At 38.1% G+C, this 12937-nt stretch carries 12 protein-coding genes; 7 read left to right on the forward strand and 5 right to left on the reverse strand.

Annotated features, from left to right (window positions below; genetic code table 11):
- Positions 1-2: 2 nt before the first annotated feature.
- Entirely contained in the window at positions 3-914 is a 912-nt protein-coding gene (locus tag AC1Z3T_RS03520) for an alpha/beta fold hydrolase (protein WP_005031839.1), read from the forward strand.
- A 61-nt stretch (positions 915-975) separates the two neighbouring features.
- Here AC1Z3T_RS03520 and AC1Z3T_RS03525 read toward each other — a convergent pair whose 3' ends face one another.
- The 3 genes from AC1Z3T_RS03525 to AC1Z3T_RS03535 all read right to left on the reverse strand — a co-directional run bounded on the left by AC1Z3T_RS03525 (position 976) and on the right by AC1Z3T_RS03535 (position 5115).
- Positions 976-2247 (reverse strand): DcaP family trimeric outer membrane transporter, encoded by a 1272-nt coding sequence (locus tag AC1Z3T_RS03525; RefSeq protein ID WP_010591548.1) that lies wholly within the window; start codon positions 2245-2247, stop codon positions 976-978.
- A 77-nt stretch (positions 2248-2324) separates the two neighbouring features.
- Positions 2325-3689: an MFS transporter gene (locus AC1Z3T_RS03530; RefSeq protein WP_042088670.1), complete on the reverse strand. Its 1365-nt coding sequence runs from the start codon at positions 3687-3689 to the stop codon at positions 2325-2327.
- A gap of 502 nt (positions 3690-4191) precedes the next feature.
- Positions 4192-5115 carry a LysR family transcriptional regulator gene (locus AC1Z3T_RS03535; RefSeq protein WP_004830550.1) on the reverse strand — a complete coding sequence of 308 codons (924 nt, stop codon included), beginning with the start codon at positions 5113-5115 and terminating at the stop codon, positions 4192-4194.
- A 280-nt stretch (positions 5116-5395) separates the two neighbouring features.
- Here AC1Z3T_RS03535 and catA point away from each other — a divergent pair, with 280 nt between their 5' ends.
- From catA to benE, 6 genes are all read left to right on the forward strand, one after another.
- Entirely contained in the window at positions 5396-6316 is a 921-nt protein-coding gene (catA, locus tag AC1Z3T_RS03540) for a catechol 1,2-dioxygenase (RefSeq protein WP_100885327.1), read from the forward strand.
- Positions 6317-6392: 76 nt separating this feature from the next.
- Entirely contained in the window at positions 6393-7793 is a 1401-nt protein-coding gene (gene benA / locus AC1Z3T_RS03545; RefSeq protein ID WP_100885328.1) for a benzoate 1,2-dioxygenase large subunit, read from the forward strand.
- On the forward strand, positions 7790-8299 hold the full coding sequence (gene benB, locus AC1Z3T_RS03550; RefSeq protein ID WP_042088668.1) for a benzoate 1,2-dioxygenase small subunit: 510 nt from the start codon (positions 7790-7792) through the stop codon (positions 8297-8299). Before benA ends, benB begins: the two co-directional genes overlap by 4 nt.
- Positions 8300-8394: 95 nt before the next feature.
- Positions 8395-9411: a benzoate 1,2-dioxygenase electron transfer component BenC gene (gene benC, locus AC1Z3T_RS03555; RefSeq protein ID WP_100885329.1), complete on the forward strand. Its 1017-nt coding sequence runs from the start codon at positions 8395-8397 to the stop codon at positions 9409-9411.
- A 26-nt stretch (positions 9412-9437) separates the two neighbouring features.
- A complete protein-coding gene (locus tag AC1Z3T_RS03560) occupies positions 9438-10223 on the forward strand; it encodes a 1,6-dihydroxycyclohexa-2,4-diene-1-carboxylate dehydrogenase (protein WP_100885330.1) in 786 nt (261 codons plus the stop codon).
- Between the two features lie 59 nt (positions 10224-10282).
- Positions 10283-11509 carry a benzoate/H(+) symporter BenE gene (benE, locus tag AC1Z3T_RS03565; RefSeq protein WP_100885331.1) on the forward strand — a complete coding sequence of 409 codons (1227 nt, stop codon included), beginning with the start codon at positions 10283-10285 and terminating at the stop codon, positions 11507-11509.
- 159 nt (positions 11510-11668) lie between these two features.
- On the opposite strand, the gene AC1Z3T_RS03570 is transcribed toward benE, so the two are convergent.
- Positions 11669-12124, reverse strand: coding sequence for a hypothetical protein (locus AC1Z3T_RS03570; protein WP_100885332.1), 456 nt, complete (start codon positions 12122-12124; stop codon positions 11669-11671).
- Between the two features lie 271 nt (positions 12125-12395).
- Positions 12396-12851: a hypothetical protein gene (locus AC1Z3T_RS03575; RefSeq protein WP_100885333.1), complete on the reverse strand. Its 456-nt coding sequence runs from the start codon at positions 12849-12851 to the stop codon at positions 12396-12398.
- Between the last annotated feature and the right edge of the window lie 86 nt (positions 12852-12937).

The raw sequence follows: 12937 nt of genomic DNA on the forward strand, positions 1-12937 counted from the left end.
GCATGCCACACTATACAATGCCTGATGGCGAGAAATTATTTGTCCGTGAAATTGGTCAAGGCGAGCCTGTAGTTGTTTTGTCTGGTTTAGGCATGCATAGCTGGCAGTGGTTACCTTTTTTATTACCCAACATTAAACAATACAAATTTTATATCCCCGACTGGCGTGGTTTTGGTGGCTCGAAGACGTGTAATATTCCACAAGATATAGATGCAATATCAAATCACTGGCGTGACCTTGACAGCTTAATTGATCAACTGAATTTAGATAATTTTATTCTCATGGGTTATTCCATGGGCGCAACCACAGCCATGCATGGTATGCAGTATGGAAATTTGGCTGGCAAATTAAAAGCTTATTTACATATCGATCAAACCCCTAAAATTCCAACAGACGATACTTGGGAATTTGGTTTATTTGGCAAAAAATATTTTAAAATAAAGCGCTTACTCAAAGATTTTTCTGACTTTTTACATCAGTATTCTCAGTATCGTTTTGTCGATGAATTGCCGATTGAGCCAAGAACAGAACTGATTCAAATTTGGTTGAATTTCATTAAAATTCAAGGCAGTAATAAATTAAGTCCATTTATGTTTAATTTAGCCTTAAAACATCCACAACTCCAAAAACACTTATTGCCTATCCGTCGCATGGACTATTTAACGTGGTATATCGACAATTATCTCAATCATAATGAAGATTATCGTGATGCCATTGCTCAATTGGCTTGCCCTACGACCTTCTTTATTGGTGAAAAGTCTTCACTGTATCCAGCTGAAGGACAAATGCAAGTTTCCAATAGTTTGATCAATGCTAAAAATATTATATTTAAACGCTCCGGACATACTCCTCTTATCACTGAACCTGTCAAGTTTAGTCAAGAAATTCGCTCTTTTCTAAAACAGTCTGCATAAGCGATATTTATAAAAAATCCTCGTTTAAAGCCAATTAAACGAGGATTTTAAAACTCAGTCTTTAAAAATTATACATTGCCACTGCATTAAAACGATTATCTTCTCCTGTATCTTGTCCATTTGCACCAGCAGCAAAAGCTTGACGCTCACCATAGACATATTCCAATCCAAAGCTTAATGGTTTTTTCGGGCTATAAAATACATTTGCCCAAGCCTGCCATACATGCTTATTGGCTTTTGTAGGATCACTCAAATATTGGATATATTTCTGATTTTCATCAGCTTTCATATAACCATAGCCCAAAGTCGAACGCCATTGTGGATTAAACTGTTGAGTCACACCCAAAGTGATAGAGTCAAATTCATTCAATGCCATGATTTTTTTGTTGGCATCCATAGAAAACCCAGCATTGGTCCATGACACTAAACTAGAGTCTCCTTTCACATGATAATAATCTGCTTTTAGTGTAGTTTTTGTACTCAGTTCATATTTTGCCCCGACACCCACACCCCATGCCAATTCATCATCGGTTGTAGTACGCTTTTGACTCATCATTGCCCTTAAACTCATAGTCCCCGCACGATCTGCAAAGCTATGATTCAGGCGTGTAGAAAATACTGGCAAGCGCATACTGGATAGTGCATCTTTTGAATCCTCCACAGCACTGACAAGTTGAGTTTCTGCATTAAATTTATGCGTATAACGGACTTGTGCATCACGCTTTACTGCCCCGCCAACATAGCCCAAAGCATCAATCGTTTCTGGCATATAATCTGGAACTGCAAAATTTGACCAAGTTTGACCAACCAACCATGAACCATAATTAAAATATGCATGGCGAATCCTCAATGCATCATTTGCTCCCAAGAAATCAACTTCTATTTTCGCATTTATATCCTGATCTGCGGTTTTAAAATCTAAGCCTATGCGCGTTGCTGCTAGGGTTGATTTTAGTACATCACTACTTTCGTTATTACCTTTCAGTGGAACGGTATTGATTTGATTATAAAGCCGCTCAGCACTTCCGCCTTCTGACTGATATAACAAGTCTGCACGGACATTGCCGTATAGACTCATTTCAGCGCCTGCTTTAGAACGTATTAACCAGGATGATGTTGATGAATTTGTCGCTGTTATCGGATTCGACTGTGGCTGATTTTGTATCAGTTGGACAGCTTGATTTTGCTGTTTCTGATGCTGCTCAAGCATTTCACGCAACTGTTTGACTTCACTCCTTAATTGTTCAACTTCTGAAAGTGAATCTGCATGAGCCATATTTAGACTAAACAAACCGATTGAAACTAAAACGACGTTGTAGTTAAATTTTTTCATTGTAGAAAGCATCCTATTCTCTACGATTGATTATTTTGAACCAGCCTTAATCTCCGTGATTCAGGCTGAAAAATCGATTAATTTGTAGTATTGCCAACAATATTTTGTTGCGGTGAAGTTGCTGAAAGCACTGTATTTTTTTCGACAGAAGCCTTTAAGTTGACTAAAAATATTGCAATTGCAGCAATCACACCTGGAATTGCAATCACAAGAAAATTCATTTGATGAGGAAGTTCAAACGTGAGCAGTGCGCCAGTGAGGACTGGACCTACAATTGCACCGATACGTCCAATACCCGATGCCCATCCCATACCTGTAGAACGAACAGCCGCAGGATAAAATTGAGCAACAAAGGTATAAAGTAAGATTTGCGAGCCGATTGTTGCTGCACCTGCTATCGCAATAAGTGTATAAAGTACAGCCTGTGGGCTTTTAAAACCGAGCAAAATGAGTGCCATAGCACCAACAGCAAACATGATGGTTAATACAGGTTTAATGTGAAATTTATCTGCCAATGCACCACCACCAATTGCACCGACCATTCCCCCAATATTCAGTGCAAATAAGAAAATCATACTTGCACCCAATGAATAACCTGCTTGAATCATGAGCTTTGGTAACCAACTGCCCAATGCATAAACCATCAATAAACACATGAAAAATGCAATCCAAAACATGAAGGTGCTAAAAGTACGTCCTTGTTGAAATAGCGCACGTAACGGTGCTTGATCCTCAGCAGTGACTTCATTCAGCACAAACTGAGTGGATGCTGTTAAATCTTGTTGCGGGGCAATTTTTTGCACAATCTCACGGACTTGGTCAGTTTTTTCTTGTTGAGTCAAATACATCAAAGACTCAGGTAAAAATTTCCAAATCAAAGGGAGCGCTAAAAAAGGAATGATGGCGATGTAGAACATAATTTTCCAGCCATAATCAACTACCAACCACGCACCTAATAATGCTGAAGCCATGCCACCAATCGCATATCCACTAAACATCACTGCAACCAATGTACTGCGAATACGTTTAGGTGCATATTCAGTCATCAATGCCACCACATTTGGCATCACCCCCCCAATTCCAAGACCTGCTAAGAATCGTAAAATCCCAAATTCAATTGGTGTTGATGCAAAAGCACCTAAAAAAGTAAATCCACTGAAAATCGCCACACAAATCATAATGGTTTTTTTACGACCTAATTTATCCGACAAAGTCCCAAAACTCATCGCACCAAACATCATGCCAAATAGTGCTGTACTGGCAAGCATTCCCGCTTGAACAGCGGTAAGCCCCCACTCTTGCATCAGCAATGGTAAAGCTACGCCATAAATGACTAAATCATAACCGTCAAAAATAATGATAGATAAACACCACAATAAAACTCCCCAATGGAATGGAGTAAATTTTGCGTCATCGACAATCCGATTGATATTTAATTGCATATTCAGCCTCCTGCTGAGAAACGTCATCTAAGTTTTCTCAGACAATGGCGTAAGCGCTATTTTTTGTCCAAAACCGATTACATATATATCCATACCTAAAAAGTCGGTTTAATGTTTTTATTTGAATAAACAATAGATTAAAAAGCTTGAATAAAATAATTCAGCCTTATATTTTTGCTCATTTATTTTTTATTTGAACTTTTAAATGGCTGTTTTTAGATTTATTAAGCAAAGCAAAAAGCTTATTGTATATTTTCAATATGTTACTTTTCACATAATATATAAACTATTATTCATTTTTTAATTGCTTAGCGATTAATATTCTCGATTTGTATATTTTAGAATAACGATTGCCTTATTCAAAAATAATGAAGACAAAATAATATGAAAGTCCCTTCTCCCAGTGAGAGAAGGCTTGCATGAGCAGATGATTTTAGGTGGAATGCCAATCCAAATGAGAATTATGCGAATAAGCCTGATGATTTGGTTAAATATATTTAATTTAATCCATTATGCTAAAACTCGCACGGTCATATTGAAACCCTTCCAAATCATAAACTTGATAAATACAATCAAACAAAGATCGAATATCTTCGCTTTCATCCATACAACGAATCGCCATAAAGATAGGACTTTTTGCAGAGCTGTCCAACATGGGGATATAGATTAGATTCGGCAATTGAATGGTTTTTGCACTTTCAGGTACAACACATACGCCTTCTCCTGCTGCAACTAGACCCAAAGCCAATTGAATCTCACGGACCTCCTTGAGATTTTTAGGATCTAGACCATGTTCAGAGAAAAGATGACGAACCTGTGTTGAAAAGTTGGGCTTCGGATGGCTTGGGTATAGAAATAAATTCTCATCTTCAATATCTGCAAAATAAGTTCCTTTTGAATCAGCCAAAGGATGGCTAATATGAACAGCCAACATTAATGGTTCTTCTCGTAATAAAACTCGTCGAACTGCGGGATCAGAAATCCTAAGACGCCCAAATCCAACATCAATACGCCCCTCTTTTAGCGCTTGAATTTGATCTTTGGTACTCATTTCAACCAATTCAATTTTTAAATGAGGTTGCTGTTGTCGAAACATATAAACAATTTTAGGGAGCAAACCGTACAAAAGTGAGCCAACAAAACCCATGGTGACTGTTTTTTCGATCAAACCAATCCGTTTGGTCATCGACTTGACTTCTTCTGCATTAGACAAAAGTTTAACGGCGTGTTGATAAAAAAATTGCCCCGCTTCAGTGGTTTTTAATGGACGGCTTCCTCGTTCAAAAAGTGAGATACCCAATTCACTTTCAAGATTTTGAATCTGTCTGCTCAACGGGGGTTGAGCAATATAAAGCTTTTCAGCCGCTTTGGTAAAACTCTGTTCTTCTACAACAGCAACAAAATAGCGTAAATGCCTGAGTTCCATCTCAAACTCCATACCTTTAAGATATAAAAAAATGCAAATTTGATCTTAGACAGCGATCATTCATTCTTTTAAGGTATATCAAAAGCAAGATGCAAAGCAAGACTGAAAATTTAAGTGATTCAAAGCCAACCCAAGAATGACATTCTGTTAGCCAAATGAATTTTCAAACCAGTTTAAGCTAGAAGTCTTGTTGCCAACAACATGGAAAGTGGGCAGCAAAGTTGCGAGCAAATTTTATTCAGCATGCGATGCCAAACCACTCATACTTAAGGAGCTTAGTATGAATCGTCAAGAAATCGATGCTTTAGTCAAGCAAATGAATATTGATACAGCAACAGCTAATGTTAATCCTCGTATTCAACAAATTGTGGTTCGCTTAGTCGCTGATCTTTTTCAAGCCATCAATGATCTCGATATTTCCCAAACTGAACTATGGAAAGGACTGGAATATTTTACTGATGCAGGTCAAGCCAATGAACTTGGACTCTTGGCGGCAGGTTTAGGACTTGAGCATTTCTTAGATCTACGTGCTGATGAAGCCGATGCAAAAGCAGGCATTACAGGTGGAACACCACGTACTATCGAAGGTCCACTTTATGTTGCTGGCGCACCAGAATCAGTCGGTTTCGCCCGTATGGATGATGGTTCTGAAGTTGATCAGATTGATACCTTATTGATTGAAGGTACAGTTACAGATCATCAAGGCAATCTCATTCCCAATGCTAAAGTAGAAATTTGGCATGCCAATCGCTTAGGTTCGTATTCTTTTTTTGATAAATCTCAAGCTGATTTTAACTTACGTCGCACCATTTTGACCAATGCCAATGGCAAATACGTCGCTCAAACGACTATGCCTGTAGGTTATGGATGCCCACATCAAGGGACAACTCAGGCACTTTTAAATCACTTGGGTCGTCATGGCAATCGTCCATCACATGTGCATTATTTTGTCTCAGCACCAGGTTATCGAAAACTAACCACCCAATTCAATATTGAAGGTGATCAATACCTTTGGGATGACTTTGCTTTTGCTACACGTGAAGGTCTGGTGGCTACTGCTGTAGATATCACCGATGAAGCAGAGATTGCCCGTTATGGTTTAAACAAAGCCTTTAAAAAGATTGAATTCAATATTCAACTGATTCAGACCCAAGACCAAGCCCCATCGACTGAAGTCATTCGTCGACGCGCAAGCGCATAATCATACGTATAGAACCGAGTGTTTTTAATCACAACATTTCGGTTCGTAATCTTATTTGGAAAGCCGGAGAAATAACATGCCACGTATTCCAGTGATAAACACCAGCCATCTTGACCGTATTGATGAGCTTTTGGTCGATAACTTTGAAACAGGTGAATTTAAACTTCATCGCTCAGTATTTACAGATCAAAGTCTATTTGATCTTGAAATGAAATATATTTTTGAAGGTAATTGGGTGTATTTGGCACATGAAAGTCAAATCCCCAACAATAATGATTACTACACCACCCATATTGGTCGCCAACCTATCATCATTGCACGAAATCGCAATGGTGAATTAAATGCAATGATCAATGCATGTTCACATCGTGGCGCTCAGTTGTGCCGTCATAAGCGTGGCAATAAGGCGACCTATACTTGCCCTTTTCACGGTTGGACATTTAACAACTCAGGTAAATTACTCAAAGTGAAAGATCCAAGTGAAGCAGGTTATTCAGACTGCTTTAACCAAGAAGGGTCTCATGATCTAAAAAAAGTTGCGCGTTTTGAAAGTTATAAAGGTTTTCTTTTCGGAAGTTTAAACCCTGATGTACCTAGTCTGGTTTCATTCCTTGGCGAAACAACCAAAATCATTGACATGATTGTAGATCAGTCTGATCAATGTTTAGAGGTTTTACGTGGCGCATCGACTTATACATACGATGGTAACTGGAAACTTACCGCTGAAAATGGTGCAGATGGTTATCATGTCTCTGCAGTACATTGGAACTATGCCGCAACCACCCAACAACGAAAAGAAAAACAACAGGAAAATGATAATGTTCGTGCCATGAGTGCAGGTGCATGGGGTAAGCAAGGCGGTGGCTCTTATGGTTTTGAGCATGGTCACATGCTGTTATGGACCCAATGGGCAAATCCTGAAGATCGTCCGAACTATCCAAAAGCCGCAGAATATACTGAAAAATTTGGCGCCCCCATGTCGAAATGGATGATCGAACGCTCTCGTAATTTATGTCTTTACCCGAATGTTTATTTTATGGATCAATTCGGATCACAAATACGTGTACTTCGCCCGATTTCAGTCAATAAAACTGAAGTCACGATTTACTGTATTGCCCCTGTAGGTGAAGCGCCAGAGGCACGTGCCCGTCGTATCCGCCAATATGAAGATTTCTTTAATGCATCGGGTATGGCGACTCCTGACGACCTCGAAGAGTTCCGTGCCTGCCAAGCAGGTTATGCGGGTATTGAACTGGAATGGAATGATATGTGTCGAGGCTCAAAGCATTGGATCCAAGGTCCAGACGATGCTGCCAATGAAATCGGTTTAAAACCAAAACTCAGTGGCATTAAAACAGAAGACGAAGGTTTATATCTTGCACAGCATCAATACTGGTTAGAGGTGATGAAACATGCCATCCAATCAGAAAAACAACTTGCTCAAAAAGAAGTGAACACGCAAGGAGAAGTCGCATGAATGCAACAGCACCTATTGAACAATTGTCTTTAGAAAATATTGCTCAATTTCTCTACCGTGAAGCCCGCTTTTTAGACGATGAACAATGGGACCAATGGTTGGCATGTTATGCGCCGACTGCATCTTTTTGGATGCCTGCTTGGGATGATGATGATCGCCTCACAGAAGACCCGCAATCAGAAATTTCATTGATTTACTATCCAGATCGTCAAGGGTTGGAAGACCGTGTTTTCCGTATCAAAACCGAACGTTCTTCAGCAACAATGCCCGATACACGTACCAGTCACAACATCAATAATATTGAAGTGGTTGCTACTGATGGACTTAAAGTCACGGTTCGTTTTAATTGGAACACATTAAGTTTCCGCTACAAAACCAGTTATAGCTACTTTGGAATGTCACGCTACGAAATCGACTTTTCAGGTCCTCAACCCCAGATTTTAAATAAATATGTGGTGTTGAAAAATGACTACATCAATCAAGTGATTGATATATATCACCTCTAATTGTGTTGACACCATAAGCTGATATTCGCTCTAGCTCAAGCATATTTGGGCTAACAGCAATCTAATGTTTAAAGATTTTTATAGGACCACCAGCCATGTCAAACCACAATGTTGCACTTCAATTTGAAGATGGCGTAACTCGTTTTATATCTGTTGCACAAGGTGAAACTTTATCTGATGCAGCGTACCGTCAAAAAATTAATATTCCTTTAGACTGTCGTGATGGTGCATGTGGAACCTGTCGTGCTTTTTGTGAATCAGGTACTTTTGATATGCCTGAAGAAAGCTATATTGAAGATGCGTTAACAACTGAAGAAGCTGAGCAAGGCTATATTTTAGCTTGTCAATGTAGACCCAATTCGGATGCTGTTTTTCAAATTCAAGCCTCTTCTGAAGTATGCAAAACTGAAATTCATGCCTTTCAAGGTACGCTGTCACGACTAGAAAACCTGTCCGATTCAACCATTACATTTGATATTCAATTGGATGAAGGTCAGCCTGATATTCATTTCCTTGCAGGACAATATGTCAACGTTGCCATCCCAGGAACCAATGAAACACGCTCCTACTCTTTTAGCTCTAAACCGGGACAGCGTTTAACAGGCTTTGTGGTTCGTAATGTTCCCAATGGAAAAATGAGTGATTTTTTGAGTGTCAATGCCAAAGCTGGCGATAAAATGACGTTTACAGGTCCGTTTGGAAGTTTTTACCTTCGTAATATTGTTCGCCCTGTACTTATGCTCGCTGGCGGTACGGGGATTGCTCCTTTTATATCCATGTTGCAGGTACTGGAAGAAAAAGGTTCAACACAGCCTGTACGTTTGGTTTTTGGTGTCACGAATGACTTTGATCTTGTGGCATTAGATAAGCTCAATGAACTCCAAAATAAGTTACCGTGGTTTGAATTTAGAACAGTCGTTGCCCATCCAGAATCGACACATGAACGTAAAGGTTATGTGACGGGTCATATTGAAAATGACTGGTTAAATCAAGGTGATGTCGACGTTTATCTCTGTGGTCCTGTACCTATGGTTGAAGCTGTTCGCACATGGTTAGATCAAGAAGGTATTCAACCTGCAAATTTCTTATTTGAAAAATTCTCAGCCAATTAAATTTGTCTGATTTTGGAGCTGAGCAAATGTCAAATAGACAAAGATTTGAAAATAAAGTGGTAATTGTTACCGGTGCCGCTCAAGGTATTGGACGTGGTGTAGCATTACAAATGGCTGCCGAAGGTGCGCAAGTGGTTATGGTAGATCGTTCGGCTTATGTCGAAGAAGTACTGGCAGAAATCATACAGTTTGGAGGTAAAGGTGTCACCATTCATGCAGATTTAGAAACTTTTGCAGGTGCTGAATCCGTCATTAGCAAAGCGATTACATGCTACGGACGAGTCGACATTTTGGTCAATAATGTCGGTGGTGCAATCTGGATGAAACCTTTTCAGGAATTTTCTGAAGCGGAAATTATCAAAGAAGTGAATCGTTCATTGTTTCCGACTTTATGGTGTTGTCGTGCAGTTTTACCTGAGATGATCAAAAAACAACATGGCACGATCGTCAATGTTTCTTCGATCGCCACTTGTGGTATCAATCGTGTACCCTATTCTGCATCCAAAGGTGGTGTCAATGGTTTAACAACTGGACTCGCTTTTGAACATGCTAAAGATGGAATACGCGTCAATGCTGTGGCGACTGGAGGAACAGAAGCGCCACCTCGTAAAGTACCACGCAATAGCGCAGCATTGACTGAAAATGAACAAAAATGGATGCAGGATGTCGTTGAGCAAACCATAGATCGGACGTTTATGGGACGATATGGCACGATCCAAGAACAGGTTAATGCCATTTTATTTTTGGCATCAGATGAATCTTCATATATGACAGGTACGATTGTTCCTGTCGGTGGTGGTGATCAGGGATAAACTGATCGCCCATTTTATGCAACAGGAACATTGAATTCATCGCATGGAGGCTTTGCCCAATGGCAACCCTGTTAAAAACACTTAAACAAGATTGGTCAATTTCCGCAACAGTCGCGGGGTTCTTAGCTGTACTGATTTCTTATGCGGGACCCATGATTATCTTTTTTCAAGCCGCCCAACAAGCCAACGTTTCTTCTTCCATGATGGCATCATGGATTTGGGGAAGTTCGATTGGCGCGGCGATTGCGGGTATTATTTTATCCATTAAGTTTAAAACCCCAATTATTACAGCATGGTCTGCGCCTGGAACAGCATTGCTTGTGGCATTGTTCCCGCATATTTCATTAAATGAAGTCGTTGCAGCTTATATCACTTCAGCGGTTATTATTTTTTTAATTGGTATTACTGGGTCTTTTGATAAACTTTTAAATTGGATTCCTCAAGGACTGGCTGCCGGTATGATGGCTGGCATTCTTTTTCAGTTTGGTCTGGGACTTTTTAAAGCCACGGATCACATGCCTTATCTTGTCTTTGGTATGCTGATTTGTTTTTTATTGGCAAAACGGTATTCTCCCCGTTATGCCATTATCTGGGTACTGATTGCAGGTGTTGTACTGAGCTTCTGTCTAGGACAAATCCAACCTGTTGCAATGGATTTTTCTCTTGCGATTCCACATATGATTTACCCTGAATGGACATGGTCTTCTACACTAAACCTTGCGATTCCACTCACCATTGTCAGCTTAACTGGGCAGTTTTTACCCGGTATGGCTATTTTAAAACTGAGTGGTTATCAAACTCCTGCAAAACCTATTTTAACTGTCGCAAGCATCACCTCGATTGTAGTTGCATTCACAGGTGGAATCACCATTGTACTTGCTGCAATTACAGCTGCACTGTGTACAGGTAAAGATGCTCATGAGCTTCAAGAAAAACGTTATATTGCAGGTATTGCCAATGGTATTTTTTATATTCTGGGCGGTTTATTTGCAGGTAGCATAGTCATGCTCTTTAGTATTTTACCAAAAGAACTGATTGCAGCACTTGCGGGCTTGGCATTGTTAGGGGCAATTGCAACCAATATGAGTGTTGCTATGAAAGATGATTCTCAGCGAGATGCCGCCTTAATTACATTTCTCGCTACGGTTTCTGGAATGCACTTTTTAGGGTTTAGTTCGGTTTTTTGGGGTATTTGTATTGGAATGATCAGTCATTTAATGTTAACGCCAAAGCAGTCAAAAGTTCAGACTCCAATGCCAGTTCAGGATTCTACACCGAGTCAGTAAAGTAAAAACTCATTTAACCTTGTTATAAAACCTCATTGATTAAATGGGGTTTTTATATTATTTTTTAAATAAAGTATTGTTGTGGACTCTATGTATTGAGTTATTCATTGCTTTTTTTATTTTATCGCAATATTTAAAAAAAATCATAACATTAAAAAATTAACACGCTGCTAAAGTCTTTTTATTAAATTTTTTCCTATATTCTATAAAATCCTCTTTTAAACCTATTTGCACCTCTTTTCCATTTAAATAATCTCCGTATTTTATTTGATCTGATTTAATTTTAGCATCTTCATCTAAAAATATTGAATAAAAACTTCGCTTTAAACTCTTCAACATTACTCTATTTTTAAAATAAATAATATCTTCATACCCTCCAAAATTCGACTCATTATTAAGCCTAGAAACAATAACGCATTGCTTTCCATTAATCTTATAAATATCTGCATATTTTATTAAAATCATTCCATTCTCATATTTAGCAGAAATATTTATTGAGCCTAATACTTTATAATTATTTTTTATTTCTTCCCCATTAGGATATTTCCTATTAGCCTCTACGCTTGTTGTCAATAAAAGAGTTAATAAAATTATTAACCTAGTAAAATTATTCATTTAGTATCCTTTTTTAAAAGTTAATTTTTTATAATTACTTATTCCTAACTACAAAAGCTGTAGCTTTAAAATACGCCAAGCCTTACCATTCTGATATAATTAAAAATAAGGATCGCCCTTTTTTCCCATGCCTCTCCCCATTACAAATCATAATTCGATGCTATTTGAGCTACCATAGTTAAAATTTCTATATTTTTTTAGTATCAGACTTGGAACCAAAATGCAATTTACCATCTTCCAAATGGGAGTAGGTAAACAGAAAAAATTTTAATTAATTAGAACACTTTCTTAAAGTATTTTTACTAATATTACTTATGTACCTACTAAATTCTTTTTTCAACTCAATCAGTGAATTTTCACTTTCAGGGTTTTCATAATTTACCTTATTTAATTTAATAGAACCCTCACCATTTAAAAATATATAGTTGTAATTTACATAGTATCCATATAAAACTTTTGAGTTATAAAAATATAAGATGGTTTCTGTACCATATACTCCAGAATCACCATCAATTTTTGAAACAAGAACACATTCATTCTTATTAGCTTTATATATACTTACCTTACCATCTAATATAGGACCTCCATTTTCAACCTCATAATCAACAATAAAGCTTTGTAATAATCTATACCTATTACCAATCTCGTAACCAGTATATTTAATATCATTTTTAGCCTGTACAGTGCAAACGCTAAATATAAAAATGATTGTTAATAAAAATCTCACCAATTACTCTCCTCCAAAACATATTACTCTTAAAGAATTAGATTAAAAACAAATATATGCATTCGAATTTTAAAACAATAATTCAA

Source organism: Acinetobacter sp. B-6 (genome assembly GCF_056930735.1).

Bases quoted from the DNA above. Each gene is read 5' to 3' on its own strand.
- benA (WP_100885328.1), top strand. From the start codon at position 6,393: ATGCCACGTATTCCAGTGATAAACACCAGCCATCTTGACCGTATTGAT.
- AC1Z3T_RS03530 (WP_042088670.1), bottom strand. From the start codon at position 3,689: ATGCAATTAAATATCAATCGGATTGTCGATGACGCAAAATTTACTCCA.
- AC1Z3T_RS03570 (WP_100885332.1), bottom strand. From the start codon at position 12,124: ATGAATAATTTTACTAGGTTAATAATTTTATTAACTCTTTTATTGACA.
- AC1Z3T_RS03560 (WP_100885330.1), top strand. From the start codon at position 9,438: ATGTCAAATAGACAAAGATTTGAAAATAAAGTGGTAATTGTTACCGGT.
- AC1Z3T_RS03520 (WP_005031839.1), top strand. From the start codon at position 3: ATGCCACACTATACAATGCCTGATGGCGAGAAATTATTTGTCCGTGAA.
- catA (WP_100885327.1), top strand. From the start codon at position 5,396: ATGAATCGTCAAGAAATCGATGCTTTAGTCAAGCAAATGAATATTGAT.
- AC1Z3T_RS03535 (WP_004830550.1), bottom strand. From the start codon at position 5,115: ATGGAACTCAGGCATTTACGCTATTTTGTTGCTGTTGTAGAAGAACAG.
- benB (WP_042088668.1), top strand. From the start codon at position 7,790: ATGAATGCAACAGCACCTATTGAACAATTGTCTTTAGAAAATATTGCT.
- AC1Z3T_RS03525 (WP_010591548.1), bottom strand. From the start codon at position 2,247: ATGAAAAAATTTAACTACAACGTCGTTTTAGTTTCAATCGGTTTGTTT.
- benE (WP_100885331.1), top strand. From the start codon at position 10,283: ATGGCAACCCTGTTAAAAACACTTAAACAAGATTGGTCAATTTCCGCA.
- benC (WP_100885329.1), top strand. From the start codon at position 8,395: ATGTCAAACCACAATGTTGCACTTCAATTTGAAGATGGCGTAACTCGT.